Here is an 18,192-nt window from a genome sequence, read left to right as displayed (position 1 = left end):
CGGTTCCGACCGGGCACCGCTGTGGGAGGGCTCCAGCGCAGCCCGACCAACCACAACTGATCCACCGCTGATAGGGACAGAAATGGCAAAGCGCAGCAAGGCATACCAGCAGGCGGCCGAGCTGATCGACCGGACGCGTCTGTACGCGCCGACCGAAGCCGCCGACCTGGCGAAGAAGACCTCCAAGGTCAAGTACGACGCCACCGTCGAGGTGGCGCTGCGGCTGGGCGTCGACCCCCGCAAGGCAGACCAGATGGTCCGCGGCACCGTGAACCTGCCGCACGGCACTGGTAAGACTGCCCGCGTCATCGTGTTCGCCGTCGGCGACAAGGCCGCTGAGGCCGAGGCCGCCGGGGCGGACGCGGTTGGTTCCGAGGACCTGATCGAGCGCATTCAGGGCGGCTGGCTCGATTTCGACGCGGCGATCGCCACCCCGGACCAGATGGCCAAGGTCGGCAAGGTGGCCCGCATCCTCGGCCCGCGCGGCCTGATGCCGAACCCGAAGACCGGCACCGTCACCCCGAACGTCACCAAGGCGGTCGCGGACATCAAGGGCGGTAAGATCAACTTTCGCGTCGACAAGCAGGCCAACCTGCACTTCATCATCGGCAAGGCCTCGTTCGACACCGACAAGCTGGTGGAGAACTACCTGGCCGCGCTGGACGAGGTGCTGCGCGCCAAGCCGTCGGCGTCGAAGGGCCGGTACCTGAAGAAGGTCACCTTCACCACGACGATGGGCCCGGGCATCCCGGTGGACCCGAGCGCCACGCGCGCGTCCGCCTGATCCCGCAACACCCGCCGAAGGGGCGGGCCGACCTCCGAGTCGGCCCGCCCCTTCGCGTTCAGCGGGCGGGGTTGCTCCCGCATTCGTTTCGATGCTCAGTTCGGGCAGGCCGAGGTCTGGAAGCTGTACGCGCTGATCTCCCAGCTGCCGTCGGTCTGCCGGCTGAGTTTGAAGGTGCCGAGCAGGGGCCCGCCGGTGACTTGGACCCGGCAGTGCAGCACCAGGACTTCGGCTGCGCTCGGATCGCCGTAGATCACGTCCTGCCCGAACTTCGGATTCGCGTACGCGCCGGGGTCGGTGATCTGGCTGTTGACCTGCTGGGCGGCGGCTGTGCAGTTCGGGGCGCTGTGCTCCCTGGCGAACTGGTGTTGCCCTTCCGCGCTGAAAAGAGTGCAGGCCGTTTCGGGGCTGTCGCTGCGCAACCCGTTGTAGACGCTGCGCACCGCCTGCTTAGGGCTTGTCGCGACAACTGGAATCGCGTCTTCGAGCGCGGATCCGCCACCTTCGGTGACGTTGCCTCCCCCGGAGCTGCTGCCGAAGTAGTAGTCGTAGGCGTAGTTGAGCAGGAGCAGGAGGACGAGGAGGTAGATCAGGCGGCGGACGAACTTGTAGCGGAGGAGGCCCAGGGCCGTCTTCCACCAGGGCTTCTTCGGCTGCTCCGCGGGTTGGGCGCCGGTGGGCGGGGGCACCGCGAGGTCGCCGCCTTGGGCCTGCTGCCACTCGCGGAACTGCTTGAACCGCTGGAACTCCTGGAACTCGCGGAATTCCGCGTCGTCGGCGGGCTGCGCGGGCTTGGCCGGCGTCGGTGCGGCGACGAGGTCGCCGTCGACCACCTCGGCGTCGACGATGTCGGCTGGGCGGGACTTGTCCGGCAGGTTCGACCCGGGCTCCGGCTCGTGCTGATCGGCCACGCCCCACATGATGCCCGCCCGTGCGGCCCAGGTCACCACCGGTGATGTGGTGAGGGGTGGTTGGAAGTGCCCGGGAGGCATCGCGTACTCTTTAAGAGGTTCCACCCAAGACCGCTGGTCTTCTCCGGGTTCCGGAGAACTAAGGTCCCGTGAGATGCGGGCGGCCCGCGCAGGAGGGACGAGGCTACGCGTGCCGCGCTCTGCGCGCCCATGATCTTGACGCCCCGTGCTTGCTGCGCCGGGGCGTTTTGTCGTCTCAGGACCGACTGGATGCGGATCACAGTCGGAGATAGAGAGGAGGCGACATGGCGAAGCCCGACAAGGTCGATGCGGTCACCGAGATCGCTGGCCACTTCACCACTTCGACCGCTGCGGTCGTGACCGAGTACCGCGGGCTGTCCATGGCGCAGCTGTCCACGCTGCGCCGCTCCCTCGGAGCGGGCACCACGTACCGTGTCGCGAAGAACACGCTGGTCAAGCGTGCCGCCGAGCAGTCGGGCGTCGAGGGACTCGACGACCTGTTCGTCGGCCCGACCGCGATCGCCTTCATCGAGGGCGAGCCGGTCGACGCCGCAAAGGCCCTGAAGGAGTTCGCCAAGGACAACCAGTCCCTGGTGATCAAGGGCGGTTACATGGACGGCCGCGCGCTGTCCGTGTCCGAGGTCGAGAGCATCGCCGACCTCGACTCGCGCGAGGTCACGCTGGGCAAGCTGGCCGGTGCGATGAAGGCCAAGATGGGCCAGGCCGCCGCGCTGTTCGCTGCGCCGGCGTCCCAGGTGGCTCGGTTGGCTGCTGCTCTGCAGGAGAAGAAGGGCAGCGACGCCGACGCCTGAGTCCCCAGTGGATGCAGTTGTCGGTCGCAAAACTCCCCTCCCCGGTGCCGCCGGTGCTCGGGGACCTGAACGGAAAGGAACGCCGTCGTGGCGAAGCTGAGCAACGAAGAGCTGTTGGACGTCTTCAAGGAGATGACCCTCCTGGAGCTGTCGGAGTTCGTGAAGCAGTTCGAGGAGACCTTCGACGTCACCGCCGCCGCCCCGGCCGCCGTCGTGGCCGCCCCGGGTGCCGCCGCTGGTGCCGCTGCCGCTGAGGAGCAGGACGAGTTCGACGTCATCCTCGAGGGTGCCGGCGACAAGAAGATCCAGGTCATCAAGGTCGTCCGCGAGATCGTCTCCGGCCTGGGCCTGAAGGAGGCCAAGGAGCTGGTCGAGGGCGCTCCGAAGCCGATCCTGGAGAAGGTCGAGAAGGAGAAGGCCGAAGAGGCCAAGACCAAGCTGGAAGAGGCCGGCGCCTCGGTCTCCCTCAAGTGATCTGGTGCCCGCCTGACGAACTCGTTCCGCGAGATTCGAAAAGGCGGGCCGGAGGGGCGTTCCGCTCCCTCTGACTCACTGTGAAAGGGCGAGCACTCGCAGTTGCGGGTGCTCGCCCTTTTTTGCTTCGTGGAATTCCGGAAATCCCATGATGGTTCCCAGGCTCGTTTTGCGTAGCGGTGCGGGTAGCGGTACCTCAGACGCCGCCTGGACTGCGGGATCCCGCTCTTATGTATGGGCCCAATACACGGCGACCGGGCTGACCTCGCCAGATGATGTCTGAGAACCCGCAGCGGCGCAGGCTGCGAGGGCGGGTTATGCGCCTGCGGCGCATGCGACCTTTCGCGTTGCCGCCGGTCTGGGCGCTGCGGTCGCCGACCAGGGCGAAAAGCCCCATCAACCGGACAACTCGCGCGCATCGCTTCGCCTGCGGGCAAAGAAAGTTCGCGGTGGAGAAGTTCAAGTGAACTGGCGAGTAACTCCGTTGCGTCGGGCTCGTTGCACAGGTGTGACGCTGATGACCTTCGTTGTGCGCGTCACATGTGTCAGGCTGCCTCACCGGGGCGGCTGGACGAGTCGAATTCGAGGACGCGGAGGTGCGGATGGGCGTCGAGGTGGTTGTCGACGGGCTGTCGAAGTCCTTCGGCGCGCAGAGCATCTGGCGGGATGTTTCGCTCACGCTTCCTCCCGGTGAGATCAGCGTGCTGCTGGGACCTTCCGGGACCGGGAAGTCGGTCTTCCTGAAGTCGCTGGTGGGCTTGCTCAAGCCGGAGCAGGGCAAGGTCGTCATCAACGGGGTCGACATCTGCACCTGCCCGGAGCGCGACCTCTACGAGGTGCGGAAGCTGTTCGGCGTGCTGTTCCAGGACGGCGCGCTGTTCGGGTCGATGAACCTGTTCGACAACATCGCCTTCCCGCTGCGCGAGCACACCCGCAAGGGCGAGTCCGAGATCCGCCGGATCGTGCTCGAGAAGATGGAGATGGTCGGGCTCATCGGCGCCGAGGACAAGCTGCCCGGCGAGATCTCCGGCGGGATGCGCAAGCGCGCCGGGCTGGCCCGAGCGCTGGTGCTGGACCCGGAGATCATCCTGGTCGACGAGCCGGACTCCGGTCTGGACCCGGTCCGCACCGTGCTGCTGAACCAGCTGATCGTCGACCTCAACGCGCAGATCGACGCGACGATCCTGATCGTCACCCACGACATCAACACCGCGCGCACCGTGCCGGACAACATCGGCATGCTCTACCGCCGGAACCTGGTGATGTTCGGCCCGCGCGAGGTGCTGCTGACCTCGGCGGAGCCGGTGGTGGTGCAGTTCCTCAACGGCCGGCCGGACGGGCCGATCGGGATGAGCGAGGAGAAGGACACCGGCGCGGGCGAGCTGGCGCGGTTGAGCGAGCTCGCCGTTCCGCCGATGATGCCGCAGCTCGAAGTCACCCCCGGCATGCCGGAGCGGACGGCGGTGCGCCGCCGCAAGGAGCGCGTGCTGCGGCAGCTGCGCACGCTGGCTCCGTCCGCGCAGCAGGAGATCTTGAAGACGCTGACCCCGGAAGAGCTGGCGCTCTACGGCTTTTCCGCGCCCGCGACCGGTTCCTGGCCGCAGCAGGCCGAACCGGCGACTGCGCCCGCGTGGCCGCAGCAGGCCGAGCCCGCGCTGCCGCAGAACGAGGTCGCCGACGTGCCGCAGCAGGTCCGCCCGACGCCGCACCCGCGCGACCCGGAGGCCCCGCCGTGGGCGGGCAAGCCGGAGCCCGCGGCGGAACCGGTCGAGTCCTCGCGCCGCCGGTGGTTCGGCCGCAAGCGGGGTGAGCAGTGAGTTCGCCGTCCCAGGCGCGGTTTCCGGGTGCGGCGGGCTTGCGGGAGACCGGTCGCCTGTTCGCGCTCGCGCTGGACGTGGTGCGGGCGCTGCCGAAGCGCCCGTTCCAGCTCCGCGAGTTCATCCAGCAGTGCTGGTTCATCGCCAGCGTGACGATCCTGCCGACCGCGCTGGTGTCCATCCCGTTCGGTGCGGTGATCGCGCTCCAGCTCGGCTCGCTGACCAGGCAGATCGGCGCGCAGTCGTTCACCGGTGCGGCCAGCGTGCTGGCCATCATCCAGCAGGCGGCGCCGATCGTGACCGCGCTGCTGATCGCCGGCGCCGGTGGTTCGGCGATCTGCGCGGATCTCGGTTCGCGGAAGATCCGCGACGAGATCGACGCGATGGAAGTGCTGGGCATCTCGCCGATCCAGCGCCTGGTGGTGCCGCGGGTGCTGGCCGCGATGCTGGTGGCCGTGCTGCTCAACGGCATGGTCAGCGTGGTCGGCGTGCTGGGCGGCTACACCTTCAACGTGATCATGCAGGGCGGTACGCCCGGCGCCTACATGGCGAGCTTCAACGCGCTGGCGCAGCTGCCCGACCTGTGGATCGGCGAGATCAAGGCGCTGATCTTCGGCTTCCTGGCAGGCGTGGTGGCGGCCTACCGCGGCCTGCACCCGCCGCCCGGCCCGAAGGGCGTCGGAGACGCGGTGAACCAGTCGGTGGTGATCACCTTCCTGCTGCTGTTCGCGGTGAACTTCGTGCTCACGACGATGTATCTGCAACTCGTGCCACCAAAGGGCATGTGACCGGGCCGCCAGGGGAATTGACATGGTGACGATCTCGCAGCGCGCCAAGCGCGCGGCCCGGCGGCCGTTGCAGCTGCTGGACGAGCTGGGCGACCAGCTGTCGTTCTACGTGCGGTCGCTGGTGTGGATTCCGCGCGCGATCACGCGCTACGCCAAGGAAACGCTGCGGCTGCTCGCCGAGGTGAGCTTCGGCAGCGGGGCGCTCGCGGTCATCGGCGGCACGGTCGGCGTGATGATCGGGCTGACCCTGTTCACCGGCACCGTGGTCGGCCTGCAGGGCTTCGCCGCGCTGGACCAGCTGGGCACCTCGGCGTTCGCCGGGTTCGTCTCGGCCTACTTCAACACCCGCGAGATCGCGCCGCTGGTGGCCGGTCTGGCGCTGTCGGCCACGGTCGGCTCCGGTTTCACCGCGCAGCTGGGCGCGATGCGGATCTCCGACGAGATCGACGCGCTCGAGGTCATGGGCGTGCCGAGCCTGCCGTACCTGGTGACCACGCGGGTGATCGCCGGGTTCATCGCGGTGATCCCGCTGTACGTGCTGGGCCTGCTCACCTCCTACGTCGCGGCGCGGGCGGTCACGGTCTACGTCTACGGCCAGTCGGCGGGCACCTACGACCACTACTTCAACCTGTTCCTGCCTCCCGAAGACGTGCTGTGGTCGTTCGGGAAGGTGCTGGTGTTCAGCGTCGTGGTGATCATGACGCACTGCTTCTACGGCTACCGGGCCAGCGGCGGCCCGGCGGGAGTCGGCGTGGCGGTGGGGCGCGCGGTGCGGACCGCGATCGTGACCACCGCGCTGCTGGACTTCTTCCTCAGCCTCGCGATCTGGGGCACCACTACGACGGTTCGGATCACCGGATGAGTACCAAGGGTGCGTTGACGACGCTGCGACGCCGGGCCCTGGGCCTCGCGTTCCTGCTGTGCATGGTGCTTTTCGTCAGCTTGACCGTGGCGACCTACCAGAAGGCCTTCACGTCCAGTGTGGACGTTGTGCTCAAGGCCGCCTCGACGGGCAACCAGCTGCTGCCGGAATCGGACGTGAAGGTGCGCGGCATGGTCGTCGGCCGCGTGGTCGACGTCAAGTCCACAGGGGACGGTGCGGAGCTGCACCTGGCGCTGGAGCCGGACAAGGTGCGGCACCTGCCCTCCAACGTCTCGGCGCGGCTGCTGCCGCGGACGCTGTTCGGCGAGCGCTACGTCTCGCTGGAGCTGCCCGAGCAGGCCGCGACCACCACGCTGGCGGCCGGCGACGTCATCGAGCAGGACCGCACCAGCGCGGGCATCGAGCTGGAGAAGGTGCTGGCCGACACCATGCCGGTGCTGCAGGCGGTGCACCCGGACGACCTCGCGGTCACGCTGAACGCGCTGGACCAGGCCCTCGCCGGGCGCGGCGAGCAGCTGGGCGAGACGCTGTCGCAGCTGAACACCTACCTCGACGGCCTCAACCCGTCGGTGCCGGACCTGCAGCGCAACCTCAAGGAACTGGTCGGCGTCGCCGAGACCTACGAGCAGGCCGCGCCGGACGTGCTGGAGGCGCTGGACAACTTCAGCACCACGGCGCGAACCCTGGTGGCGCAGCGGGAGAACCTCAAGACGCTCACCGATCAGCTGACCACGACCGCCGGTGACACCACCACGTTCCTGGAGAACAACCGGCAGAACATCATCCAGCTCGGCGAGGCGCAGCGGCCGACGCTGGACGTGCTGGCGAAGTACGCCCCGGAGTACAAGTGCTTCCTGGACGAGATGGCCGCGTACGTGCCGCGGATCCGGAAGGTGTTCGGCGAGGGCACCGACGAGCCCGGCCTGCACATCACGCTGGAGGTCGTGGCGCACCGCGGGAAGTACCGCCCGAACCAGGACGAGCCGGTCTTCGCCGACAAGCGCGGCCCGCGCTGCTACAACCTGATGCCGCTGCCCGACCCGATCCCGGAGTACCCGCCGGACGGGCCGTTCGAGGACGGTTCGGTGCCGCCCGCGCCGTCGCACCAGGTCGACAAGGGCCTGAACCCGCCGCAGATGGGCGAGGGCTTCCTGCCCGCGAGCACGTCCTCGCAGTGGGTGAACTCGCCCGCCGAGCGGGACATGGTGTCGATGCTGCTGGCGCCGGCCGTCGGCCGCGACGCCGGTGACCTGCCCGACTGGGGATCGCTGCTGGTCGGCCCGGTCCTGCGCGGAGCGGAGGTGAGCTACCGGTGAACGGTCGCAGCATCACCGGACCGCTGGTCAAGTTCCTGATCTTCGTGCTGGTCACCGTGCTGGCCACCGGGGCGCTGGTGCTGACCATCGCCAACCGGGACCTGCGCTCGGCGCAGACCTACAACGCGCGGTTCACCGACGTGACCAGCCTCAACGAGGGCGACGAGGTGCGCATCTCCGGGGTGAAGGTCGGCGAGGTGGAGAGCATCGACCTGGTCGACAAGCGGGTGGCGGAGGTGAAGTTCAACGTCGCCGACCGCCCGCTGCCCGCGACGGTGACCGCCACCATCAAGTACCGGAACCTGGTGGGGCAGCGCTACATCGCGCTGGAGCCGGGCCCGGGCGAAGGCGGTGTGCTGCGCGAGGGCTCGACGATCCCGCTGGAGCGCACCAAGCCGGCGCTGGACCTCACCGTGCTGCTGGGCGGCTTCAAGCCGCTGTTCCAGGCGCTGTCGCCGGAGGACGTCAACAAGCTGTCCTTCGAGATCATCCAGGTGCTGCAGGGCGAGGGCGGCACGGTGGAGAGCCTGCTGGCCCACACCGCTTCGCTGACCTCCACGATCGCCTCCCGCGACCAGGTGATCGGGCAGGTCGTCGACAACCTCAACGGCGTGCTGGACACGGTCAACTCCCGCGACCAGCAGCTGTCCGAGCTGATCGGCCAGCTCCGGCAGGTGGTCTCGGGCCTGTCCGAGGACCGGGACGCCATCGGCGACGCGGTGACCGCGATGGACGGGCTGACCAACAGCACCGCCGGATTGCTCACCGAGGCCCGTCCGGCGCTGCAGCAGGACATCGCCGGGCTCGGCTCGCTGTCGCAGAACCTCAACGACAACGAGCAGATCGTGGACCAGTGGCTGCGCAACCTGCCGGGCAAGGTCGAGATGCTCTCCCGGACCGCCTCGCACGGCTCCTGGTTCAACTTCTTCAACTGCAAGATGACCGGGACCGTCGGCGTGGGTGAGCTGAACCTGCCGCTCCCGCTGGTGCCGGTGTCCCAGCCGAGGTGCCAGCGATGACTGCCTTCTCCAAGCGCGACCCGCTCAAGATCGGCATCGGCGGCCTGCTGGTGCTGGTGCTGATGTTCCTGCTCGCGATGAACTTCGAGCGGCTGCCGCTGGTCGGCGGCACCACCTACACCGCGCAGTTCACCGAGGCGGCCGGGCTGCGCGCCGACAGCGAGGTGCGCATCGCCGGGGTGAAGGTGGGCACCGTGTCCGACGTCGAGCTGGAGGGCGACCACGTGCTGGTCAGCTTCCGGGTCAACGACGCGTGGCTCGGCGACCACACCACCGCCGCGATCAAGATCAAGACGCTGCTCGGGCAGAAGTACCTGGCGCTGGACCCGCAGGGCGGCCAGGAGCTCGACCCGTCCGAGCCGATCCCGCTGCAGCGCACCATGTCGCCCTACGACGTGATCGACGCGTTCAGCGATCTGTCGACCACTGTGGACAAGGTGGACACCCGGCAGCTCGCCGACAGCTTCCGCGCGATGGCCGACACCTTCGCCGACACGCCGGACGAGATCGGCGGCGCGCTGGACGGGCTCTCCCAGCTGTCGCAGACCATCTCCTCGCGCGACGAGCAGCTGGAACAGCTGCTGAACAACACGGCGCAGGTGTCCAGGACCATCGCCGACCGCAACGAGGACTTCGACCGGCTGCTCGCCGACGGCAACCTGCTGCTGGAGGAGATCCGGGCCCGGCGGGACTCGATCAGCGCGCTGCTGGACGGCACCCGGCAGCTGTCGCAGCAGCTGAGCGGGCTGGTCGACGACAACGCAGCGCAGATCGGCCCGGCCCTGCAGCAGCTGGACCGGGTCACCAAGATGCTGCAGCGCAACCAGGACAACCTGAACCGGAGCCTGGAGATGTTCGCGCCGTTCACCCGCCTGTTCTCCAACGTCGTGGGCAACGGCCGGTGGTTCGACAGCTACGTCTGCGGGCTGCTGCCGCCTGCCATCGGACCGATCAACCAGAAGGGCTGCCAGCCATGACCAGCGCACGCCCCTCGCTCGCCCGAGCGCTGTCGATCGCGGTGGTGCTCGTGCTCGCCGCGACCGTCGCGGTCTGGTGGCTGTTCTTCGGCGCCGCCGAGCGCAAGGTCACCGCCTACTTCAACGCCGCCGTCGGCATCTACCCGGGCGGTGACGTCCGGATCCTCGGCGTCCCGGTCGGCACCGTCGACGAGGTCGTCCCGCAGGGCCGGCTGGTGCGGGTCGTGATGAGCGTCGACCGCGACGTCGAGGTGCCCGCCGACGCGGGCGCGGTCGCCGTCGCGCCGAGCGTGGTCAGCGACCGCTACGTGCAGCTGACGCCGGTCTACCGGGGCGGGCCGACGCTGGAGGACGGGGCGGTGATCCCGAAGGAACGCACCATGACCCCGGTCGAGCTCGACTCGATCTACCGCAGCCTCAACGACCTGGCCAGCGCGCTCGGCCCGGAGGGCGCCAACGCCGACGGCGCGCTGACCGACCTGCTCAACACCGGCGCGGCCAACCTGGACGGCAACGGGCAGGCGCTGTCGGAGACCATCCGCAACCTCGGCGAGGCGGGCACGACGTTGTCCGGCAACAGCGAGCAGCTGTTCGCCACCGTCGACAACCTGCAGAAGTTCACCTCGATGCTGGCCGCCAACGACGACCAGGTGCGCCGGTTCAACACCCAGATGCAGCAGGTCAGCTCGTTCCTGGCCGACGAGCGCGAGGACATGGGCGCGGCGATGGCCGAGCTCGCGATCGCGCTGGGCAAGGTGGAGGCCTTCGTGCGCGACAACCGGGCGCTGGTCAAGTCCAACGTGGACCAGCTGCACGGGGTGACCGAGGTGCTGGTGCAGCAGAAGGAAGCGCTGCGCGAATCGCTGGTGAACACACCGCTGGCGCTGTCCAACCTCTCCAACGTCTACAACGGCGCGGCGGGCACGCTGGACACCAGGATCACCATCAACGAGCTGGCGCAGCCGCCCGCGGTCGCGGTCTGCAAGATGCTGGAGCAGCACGCCCCGGCGGAGGTGCCGAAGGAGGTCAGCGACGCCTGCGCCTCGCTGCAACCGGTCCTCGACGGCGTGGTGAAGCTGCCGACCCCGGCGGAGGCGCTCAACGCCATCCAGAACGGCAAGCTCCCGGAACTCCCGCTACCGCTGACCCAGCAGGGAGGCACCCGATGAACCTGCGCAGAGATTTTTCTCCGAACTCGGTTTGCGTGGCGGTGCGGGTGGCGGAACCTCAGCGTCCGCCTGGACTGCGGGTGCCCGGCTTTATGTATGCCAATACACGGCAGCCGGGCCGTCCTCGCCAGGCGAACGCTGAGAACCCGCGGCGGTGCGAGCTGCGAGGGCGGGCTAAGCGGCTGCGCCGCTTCGAAGGCAAAGCAGCAGGGCCAGGTAGGAGGGTCGGGGCTGGGGTTTCCCGTGCGTGGCGCGTGGGTGCTGCTGCCTTGGTGGCTCTGGTGGTGGTCGGTGGGTGCAGTTCTCGCGGGGTCTACGACATGCCGCTGCCCGGTGGGGCCGATGTCGGTGATCACCCCTACGAGGTGAAGGTGGTCTTCGACGACGTGCTGGACCTGGTGCCCAACGCCGGTGTGCGGGTCAACGACGTGCCGGTGGGCCGGGTCAGCACCATCGGGCTCGCGCCGAACTCCTGGGACGCCGAGGTGACCGTGCTGGTCAACGGCGACGTGGACCTGCCGGTCAACGCCACCGCGCGGCTGCGGCAGTCCAGCCTCCTCGGTGAGAAGTACGTCGAGCTCGCCGGGCCGCCCGAATCGCAGGCGCCGGTCGGCAAGCTGTCCGACGGCGACCGCATCGACCGGGCGAACACCGGCCGCAACCCCGAGGTCGAAGAGGTGCTGGGCGCGCTGTCCATGCTGCTCAACGGCGGTGGCGTCGCCCAGCTGCAGAACATCACCAAGGAGCTCAACGCCGCGCTGGAGGGCCGCGAGTCCGACGTGCGCAGCCTGCTGTCCAACTTGGACGAACTGGTCTCCGGGCTGGACGCCCAGCGCGACGACATCGTCCGCGCGCTGGACAGCGTCGACCGGCTCAGCGCCCGCCTCAACGAGCAGCGCGGCAGCATCGACACCGCGCTGCGCGACCTGGAGCCCGGCCTGCAGGTGCTCAACGAGCAGCGCACCCAGCTGGTCGGCATGCTGCAGGCGCTCGACCGGCTCTCCGTGGTGGCCACCGACGTGGTCAACCGCTCCGGCGACGACCTGGTGCACAACCTCGACCAGCTCGCCCCGGTGCTCCAGCAGCTGACCGCGGCCGGTGACAACCTGCCGAAGTCGCTGGAAGTGCTGCTGACCTTCCCGTTCCCGGACAACGTGGTGGACGGCATCCAGAACAGCGACTACGTCAACCTCTACACCGACGTCAACCTCAACCTCACCGACGTGCTGCAGAACCTGGGCCGCAGCAGGCAACCGCTGATCCCGCTGCCGGACGTGGTGCAGAACCTGCCGCTGCCGCTGACGCCCGGCCAGACCACCGCACCGCCGCCACCACCGGAGGAACCGGCGGAGGACTCCGGCGGTGGCCTGCTGGGCGGGCTGCTGGGAGGTGGCCGCTGATGCTCACCCGTCGAGTTCGCCTGCAGATCGTGGCCTTCGTCGCGATCGCCCTGGTCGGCGTCAGCTTCGCCGGCGCCCGCTACGCCGGGCTGGACCGGTTGTTCGGCCCGCGCGGCTACGTGGTCACGCTGAAGCTGGCCGACACCGGTGGTGTTTTCGAGAACGCCGAGGTCACCTACCGCGGCGTGCCGGTCGGCCGGGTCGGCACCATCGAGCTGACCAGCACCGGCGTGAACATCCCGCTGGACATCGAATCCAGCGCCCCGCGGATCCCGGACGACGTGGCTGCCGTGGTGACCAACCGGTCCGCGGTCGGCGAGCAGTACGTGGACCTGCAGCCCAAGCGGGACGACGGGCCGTTCCTGGACCACGGCTCGGTGATCACCCAGGAGTCGGCGACCACCCCGCTGCCGGTGGAAACGCTGATGACCAACCTGGACGGGCTGGCCAACTCGGTGCCGGAGGACTCGCTGCGCACCGTGGTCAGCGAGCTGGGCACCGCCTTCCGCGACAACGGCGGTCACCTGCAGACCATCGTCGACACCAGCCGCGAGTTCATCACCGCGGCCCAGGAGCACCTGCCGCAGACCGTGCAGCTGCTCGACGACGGCAACACCGTGCTGGCCACGCAGAACGAGCAGGGCTCGGCGATCAAGTCCTTCGGCCGCGACCTGCGCCTGCTGTCCGAGCAGCTGGAGCGCTCCGACGGCGACCTGCGCGCGGTGATCGAGAAGGCCCCGCCCGCCGCCCAGCAGATCAGCGGGTTGATCCGGGAGAACCAGCAGCTCACCCCGCTGCTGGCGAATCTGACCAGCACCTCGCAGCTGATCGCCAAGCACGTCGACGGCCTGGAGCACGCCTTCGTCGTCTACCCGGCGGCGGTCACCGTGAGCCGCACGGTGGTGCCCGGCGACGGCACCGCGCACTTCGGCCTGGTGCTCAACGCCTTCGACCCGCTGCCCTGCACCGCGGGCTACGAGAAGACCGAGCGCCGCAACGGGATCGAGATGGACCCGGTGCCGGTCAACACCGACGCCCGCTGCCTGGAACCCCCGGGCAGCGAGACCTCGGTGCGCGGCGCGCAGAATGCACCCGGGCAGTAGGGAAGGAGCCCGAGAATGACCGCTGGAACCCGACGGCGCCCGGTCGTCGCGCTGGTGCTGTTCGCGGTGAGCGTGGTGGCCTGCCTGGTCACCGGGACCTCGTGGGTCCTGGCCGCCAACGACTCGTCGATCGCCTACGCCGAGGTGCGCGACGAGGCGCTGCGCGACGGGCAGAGCGCGATCATCAACTTCAACACCCTGGACTACCGGGACGTGGAGAGCGGCCTGCAGCGCTGGGAGGACAACTCGACAGGCCCGCTGCGCGACGAGATCCGCCAGGGCCGCAAGGACTACGCGACCCAGATCGAGCAGAAGCGCAGCACCACCACGGCCCGCGTCCTGGACTCCGGGATCGTGGAGCTCGACGAGCGCGCCGGCAAGGCGAGGATGATCGCGGTCCTGCAGGTCACGGTCACCGTGGAGGGCGAGCCGCCGGCCACCAAGCAGGACCGCTACCAGGCGGAACTCACCCGCGAAGGCGACACCTGGAAGCTCAGCGCGCTCGGCCTCGTGCCGGTGGGCTGACGGCGGACCGCGCAAGCAACACGAGGAGTGCCCCCAGTGCCAACGAACCGCCGCCCGAACAACCAACCGGTCCGCCGCCCGAAGGTCGCGGGCCTGCGCAAACGCCGGACCCACAACGAGGAGCTGCTCGCCGAGGCACGATCCGCCGGTTCGGCGGAGCGGAGCGAAGCCGCAGCCGAGCGCGGCGAGGCCGTCGCGGAGCGGGCTGTGGAGCGCGGCGAGGCCGTCGCGGAGCGGGCCGGGGTCGACGGAGCTGCGGCGGAGCGCGGCGAAGCCGTCGCGGTGGACGCGGAGGTCGGCGGAGCGCAGGAGGTTTCCGCGGAGCACGGCGAAGCCGTGACGGAGCGGGTGGACAGCGGCGAAGCTCCGGCGGAGCCGGGCGAAGCTGCCGAGGCAGGCGCGGAGCGCGGCGAAGCCGACGCGGAGAGCCGCGGGGCGGGCGCGACGGCGGAGCCGGAGAGCGCCTTCGGCGCGGCATCGCGCGAGGCGGACGGCAAGAGCGTTCCGCAGTGGCCGCTGTGGGTGGCGACCGCGGTGCTCATCGGGCTGGCCGGGTGGTTCGGGTTCGAGGCGTACTCCGCTCGCTACACCGGTGCCGCCGCGAACGAGGCGATGGTTTCGGCCGGGGCGACCAGCGAGGTCAGCGGGCAGGTCTCCGACGCGGTGGAGAAGTTGTTCTCCTACGACTTCAACGACACCGCGAAGACCGAGGCCGCGGCGAAGGAGCTGCTGACCGGTGCCGCCGTGCAGCGCTACGAGGAGCTGTTCGCCGTCGTCAAGCAGCAGGCCCCGCAGCAGCAGCTGATCGTCACCACCACGGTGAAGGAGCGGTCGGTGACGCGCTTGCAGGGCGACCGGGCGGAGCTGCTGCTGTTCGTCGACCAGCACGCGCGGCGCGCGAACGCTCCCGGTGAGAACGCCGGTCCGGCGCAGATCTCGGTGAGCGCCGAGAAGCAGGGCGACGCCTGGAAGATCAGTCAGATCACGCTGCGCTGAGCCGCTCAGCGGGGCGGTTCGCCGGTGAAGTCGAGGTGGGCGATGCGCTCCTCGACGGTCACCGCGTTGCGCAGGCCGGTGCGGATCTCCTCGAGCAGACCGGACATCTCCGCCGAGAGCTGGTCGAGCAGGGCCCGGGACGCTGCGTGCGGGACCTCGGTCTCGCGGTGCACGCGGTCGAGCTCGTGCTCCAGCCGCACCAGGTCGGCGATCATCTCCGCCTGCTGGGCCTCGGTGATCAGCAGCGAGTGGTCCCGGTGCTCGGGGATCTCCGGGTGCGGACCGCTCGGTGCCGATGACATGGAGTCTCCTCACTGCTGCGGCGAGTGCCCAGTCTCGCACGCGGACCGGCTCGTCCGGGCGCGACTACTGTTGATCGGGTGCTGGAACGACTGGAGATCGAGAGCTTCGTGGTCCTGGCCGAGGAGCTGCACTTCGGGCGCACCGCCGAACGGCTGCGGGTCAGCAGGGCCCGGATCAGCCAGACGATCCAGCGCTTGGAGCGCCGCGTCGGTGCGCCGCTGTTCGAGCGAACCAGCAGGCAGGTGCGGCTGACTCCGCTCGGCGAGCAGCTGCTCGCCGACGTCGAGCCCGGCTACCGGCTCATCTCGCGCGGCGTGCGCCGGGCGCAGGCCACCGCGAAGGGGATCGAGGGCAGCTTCGCCGTCGGCTACCTCGGCGGCGCGGCAGGGGAGTTCGCGCTGGCCGTGATCCGCCGGTTCGCCCGCAGACACCCGGGCATCGACGTGCGGATTCACGAGACGCAGGTCAAGGCCATGTTCGACCCGCTGCGGGACGGCGAGGTCGAGCTGCTGATCACCCAGCTGCCGGTCGAGGAGCCCGATCTCGTCCTGGGACCGGTGGTGCTGCGCGTGCCCCGGATGCTGGCGGTGCCCGCGAACCACCCGCTGGCCCGGCAGGATTCGGTGTCGGTGGAGGACCTGGCGCGTGGCCAGGTCTTCGCCTGCACCGGGCACGTGCCCGGCTACTGGCAGGAGCACCAGGCGCCGTCGCGCACCCCGGAGGGCCGGATCGTGCACCGGGGCCGGTCGGCGGCGACGCTGCCGGAAACCCTGGCCATGGTCGGTGCCGGGCACGGGATCTCGCCGGTCGGCGCCGACGTCGCCGAGACCTCCGCTCCGCGCGGGGTCACCTTCGTGCCGTTCCGCGACACCGGGCCTGTCGAGTACGGGCTGGTGTGGCGCAGGTCGGGCGAGACCGAGCGGATCCGGGCGTTCGCGGCCGCGGCGGTGGAGCAGTCGGCAGCAGACCGGTAAGCCCGGCTTACCGGTCGTTGCTCGTTCCGGGCCTGATCAGCGCAGCTCGGCGAACCAGTCTGGTGCCATGTCCAGCGATCTCGCCACACCGCCCACCACCAGCCCACCGGCCGCGAGGAGCACGGCCGCGTTGTTCTCCCTGGCCCTCGGCGCGTTCGCCGTGGGCACCACCGAGGTCGTCATCGCCGGGATCCTCCCCGAGGTGGCGCTCGACACCGGCGTCTCGTTGCCCACCGCCGGGTTGCTCGTGTCCGGGTACGCGCTGGGCATGGTCGTCGGTGCACCGCTGCTGACAGTGGTGAGCGCTCGGTTCGCTCGGAAGCGGATGCTGCTGGGGCTCGTCGGCCTGTTCACCGCGGCCGGTCTGATCAGCGCCCTCGCGCCGGGTTTCTCGGCTCTGATGACCGGCCGGGTGCTCTCCGCCCTGGCCGGTGGTGCCTACGTCGGGATCGCCTCGGTCGTCGCAGCGGGGCTGGTGCCGCCGGAGCGGAAGGCGCGGGCCATCGCCATCGTGTTCATGGGCCTCAGCCTCGCCAACGTCCTCGGCGTGCCCGGCGGTACGGCGCTCGGGCAGGCGTTCGGCTGGCGGGCCACGTTCTGGGCGGTGACCGCGATCGGCGTTGTCCTGTTCGTCGCGCTCAGCGCGTTCGTGCCGTACGAGGAGCCGCGGTCGGGCGCCGGGTTCCGCCGCGAGCCGGCGGTCTTCCGGCGCGGCCGGGTCTGGCTCGCGCTCGCCGCGACGGCGTTCGGGTGGGCGCCCTTCCTGACCGTCCTCACCTACATCGCACCGCTGCTGACCGACGTCTCCGGGTTCGAGCCGAGCTCGGTGCCGCTGGTGCTGGCGCTGGTCGGTGTCGGCATGGTGATCGGCACGCCGCTGGCGGGCCGGCTCGCGGACCGCGCGCTGGCGCCGACCCTGCACGGTGCGCTCGCGGGCGTCTCGGTGATCTCGTTGCTGCTGTTGGTGATCGTGCACAGCGAGCCCGCGGCGATCGTCGGCTTCCTGCTCTTCGGGCTCGTCGGCGCGGCCGTCATCCCGCCGCTGCAGACCAGGGTGCTGGCCTTCGCCGAGGGCGCCGACGACCTGGCTTCGGCGGCCAACATCTCGGCCTTCAACATCGGCAACGCGGGCGGCCCGCTGCTGGCCGGTACCGCGCTGTCGGCAGGAGCGGGCTACACGGCGCCGCTGGCGATCGCCGCGGTGCTGGGCGCCGCCGGACTGCTGCTTGCCTGGCTCGCCGGGCGCGTCGGCACTCCCGCCTGAAGGTGCCCGTGAGTGTTTTGGGGTGCCATAGCGCCCCGAAACACTCACGGGCTTTTCGCGTGGGAGGTGCGGTTTCTGGCGGGGGTGGCCGGTCGGCGCGTCGGGGAGGGGCGCAGCGCCGACCGGCCGGTAGAGCCCTGGCCGCGTGGTCGGGGGCATGCTGCGGCGGGGCTCTGGCTGTGGTGGTTTGCGCGAAATCGCCTGGCGCTAAAGCGTTTCGAGGACGTGGTGTTGGAGTTCGAGGGGTGGGGCGTCTGGTGTGGACGGTGGTGGTTGTGGGTGGGGTTCGCGGAGGCGGTGGCGGCCGGTTCGTTCGCGTTGGCGGCGTTCGGCTTCGACGTGGGCGATGAGCTGGTGGACCGTGAGTGCGCCTTCGCCGCTGCCGGAGTGCTGAGGGCGGTGGGTGTTCCAGTAGATCGCGAGCAGGTAGAACGCGATGCCTGCGGTGATCATGATGATGCCGGGCAGTGCGGTGGCCATGTCAGTTGCTCCGTGCGGTCGTGGTGGTGGGCAGTTCTCGGGCGATTCGGTGCGCTTCGGTGTTGCAGCTGTCGCAGGTGGGCCACAGCCAGCCGATCTCGGAGTTGTCGGCGATGACCTGCTCCCGGCACAGCGTCGCCACGGAAGTCCCGCTGGGATAGGCCAAAGCTCCCTCG

19 protein-coding genes are annotated in these 18,192 nt (G+C 69.8%); 16 read left to right on the top strand and 3 right to left on the bottom strand.

Features of this window, described 5'->3' with window-relative positions; translation table 11 throughout:
• Nucleotides 1-82 precede the first annotated feature (82 nt).
• The gene (gene rplA / locus C4T78_RS25115) at nucleotides 83-784 is read left to right on the top strand and encodes a 50S ribosomal protein L1 (protein ID WP_093155292.1); all 702 of its coding nucleotides are present in this window, start codon (nucleotides 83-85) and stop codon (nucleotides 782-784) included.
• A gap of 95 nt (nucleotides 785-879) precedes the next feature.
• Here the strand turns inward: rplA and C4T78_RS25110 are convergent, their stop codons facing one another.
• Nucleotides 880-1,695 carry a hypothetical protein gene (locus C4T78_RS25110; protein ID WP_093353914.1) on the bottom strand — a complete coding sequence of 272 codons (816 nt, stop codon included), beginning with the start codon at nucleotides 1,693-1,695 and terminating at the stop codon, nucleotides 880-882.
• 305 nt (nucleotides 1,696-2,000) lie between these two features.
• Here C4T78_RS25110 and rplJ point away from each other — a divergent pair, with 305 nt between their 5' ends.
• The 13 genes from rplJ to C4T78_RS25045 all read left to right on the top strand — a co-directional run bounded on the left by rplJ (nucleotide 2,001) and on the right by C4T78_RS25045 (nucleotide 14,995).
• The gene (rplJ, locus tag C4T78_RS25105; RefSeq protein ID WP_093353911.1) at nucleotides 2,001-2,528 is read left to right on the top strand and encodes a 50S ribosomal protein L10; all 528 of its coding nucleotides are present in this window, start codon (nucleotides 2,001-2,003) and stop codon (nucleotides 2,526-2,528) included.
• 87 nt (nucleotides 2,529-2,615) lie between these two features.
• Nucleotides 2,616-3,002, top strand: a complete 387-nt coding sequence (gene rplL / locus C4T78_RS25100) for a 50S ribosomal protein L7/L12 (protein ID WP_093353909.1) — start codon at nucleotides 2,616-2,618, stop codon at nucleotides 3,000-3,002.
• 602 nt (nucleotides 3,003-3,604) lie between these two features.
• Nucleotides 3,605-4,819 carry an ABC transporter ATP-binding protein gene (locus C4T78_RS25095; protein ID WP_093353906.1) on the top strand — a complete coding sequence of 405 codons (1,215 nt, stop codon included), beginning with the start codon at nucleotides 3,605-3,607 and terminating at the stop codon, nucleotides 4,817-4,819.
• Nucleotides 4,816-5,607 (top strand): MlaE family ABC transporter permease, encoded by a 792-nt coding sequence (locus tag C4T78_RS25090; protein ID WP_093155285.1) that lies wholly within the window; start codon nucleotides 4,816-4,818, stop codon nucleotides 5,605-5,607. The genes C4T78_RS25095 and C4T78_RS25090 overlap by 4 nt, the downstream gene beginning before the upstream one ends.
• 22 nt (nucleotides 5,608-5,629) lie before the next feature.
• Nucleotides 5,630-6,469, top strand: a complete 840-nt coding sequence (locus tag C4T78_RS25085; RefSeq protein WP_093155283.1) for an MlaE family ABC transporter permease — start codon at nucleotides 5,630-5,632, stop codon at nucleotides 6,467-6,469.
• Nucleotides 6,466-7,806, top strand: coding sequence for an MCE family protein (locus C4T78_RS25080; RefSeq protein WP_093353904.1), 1,341 nt, complete (start codon nucleotides 6,466-6,468; stop codon nucleotides 7,804-7,806). Before C4T78_RS25085 ends, C4T78_RS25080 begins: the two co-directional genes overlap by 4 nt.
• The gene (locus C4T78_RS25075; RefSeq protein WP_093353901.1) at nucleotides 7,803-8,825 is read left to right on the top strand and encodes an MCE family protein; all 1,023 of its coding nucleotides are present in this window, start codon (nucleotides 7,803-7,805) and stop codon (nucleotides 8,823-8,825) included. The genes C4T78_RS25080 and C4T78_RS25075 overlap by 4 nt, the downstream gene beginning before the upstream one ends.
• Entirely contained in the window at nucleotides 8,822-9,802 is a 981-nt protein-coding gene (locus C4T78_RS25070) for an MCE family protein (protein WP_093353899.1), read from the top strand. Before C4T78_RS25075 ends, C4T78_RS25070 begins: the two co-directional genes overlap by 4 nt.
• Nucleotides 9,799-10,971, top strand: a complete 1,173-nt coding sequence (locus tag C4T78_RS25065) for an MCE family protein (RefSeq protein ID WP_093353896.1) — start codon at nucleotides 9,799-9,801, stop codon at nucleotides 10,969-10,971. The genes C4T78_RS25070 and C4T78_RS25065 overlap by 4 nt, the downstream gene beginning before the upstream one ends.
• A gap of 269 nt (nucleotides 10,972-11,240) precedes the next feature.
• Nucleotides 11,241-12,371 (top strand): MCE family protein, encoded by a 1,131-nt coding sequence (locus C4T78_RS25060; RefSeq protein WP_235863602.1) that lies wholly within the window; start codon nucleotides 11,241-11,243, stop codon nucleotides 12,369-12,371.
• Nucleotides 12,371-13,474, top strand: a complete 1,104-nt coding sequence (locus tag C4T78_RS25055; protein ID WP_093353891.1) for an MlaD family protein — start codon at nucleotides 12,371-12,373, stop codon at nucleotides 13,472-13,474. Before C4T78_RS25060 ends, C4T78_RS25055 begins: the two co-directional genes overlap by 1 nt.
• Nucleotides 13,475-13,489: 15 nt before the next feature.
• The gene (locus tag C4T78_RS25050) at nucleotides 13,490-13,999 is read left to right on the top strand and encodes an Rv1363c family protein (protein ID WP_093353888.1); all 510 of its coding nucleotides are present in this window, start codon (nucleotides 13,490-13,492) and stop codon (nucleotides 13,997-13,999) included.
• A gap of 36 nt (nucleotides 14,000-14,035) precedes the next feature.
• Nucleotides 14,036-14,995: a hypothetical protein gene (locus tag C4T78_RS25045; protein ID WP_093353885.1), complete on the top strand. Its 960-nt coding sequence runs from the start codon at nucleotides 14,036-14,038 to the stop codon at nucleotides 14,993-14,995.
• A 5-nt stretch (nucleotides 14,996-15,000) separates the two neighbouring features.
• On the opposite strand, the gene C4T78_RS25040 is transcribed toward C4T78_RS25045, so the two are convergent.
• A complete protein-coding gene (locus C4T78_RS25040) occupies nucleotides 15,001-15,297 on the bottom strand; it encodes a hypothetical protein (RefSeq protein ID WP_093353883.1) in 297 nt (98 codons plus the stop codon).
• Nucleotides 15,298-15,375: 78 nt separating this feature from the next.
• Between C4T78_RS25040 and C4T78_RS25035 the strand changes: the two genes are divergently transcribed.
• A complete protein-coding gene (locus tag C4T78_RS25035; RefSeq protein ID WP_235863601.1) occupies nucleotides 15,376-16,272 on the top strand; it encodes a LysR family transcriptional regulator in 897 nt (298 codons plus the stop codon).
• 67 nt (nucleotides 16,273-16,339) lie between these two features.
• Nucleotides 16,340-17,536: an MFS transporter gene (locus C4T78_RS25030; RefSeq protein ID WP_093353880.1), complete on the top strand. Its 1,197-nt coding sequence runs from the start codon at nucleotides 16,340-16,342 to the stop codon at nucleotides 17,534-17,536.
• A 207-nt stretch (nucleotides 17,537-17,743) separates the two neighbouring features.
• On the opposite strand, the gene C4T78_RS25025 is transcribed toward C4T78_RS25030, so the two are convergent.
• Nucleotides 17,744-18,016, bottom strand: coding sequence for a hypothetical protein (locus C4T78_RS25025; protein ID WP_093353877.1), 273 nt, complete (start codon nucleotides 18,014-18,016; stop codon nucleotides 17,744-17,746).
• Between the last annotated feature and the right edge of the window lie 176 nt (nucleotides 18,017-18,192).

The sequence above is a fragment of the Saccharopolyspora kobensis genome (assembly GCF_900108315.1).
GTDB lineage: Bacteria > Actinomycetota > Actinomycetes > Mycobacteriales > Pseudonocardiaceae > Saccharopolyspora > Saccharopolyspora kobensis.
This window is presented reverse-complemented; position numbering and strand designations above follow the sequence as displayed.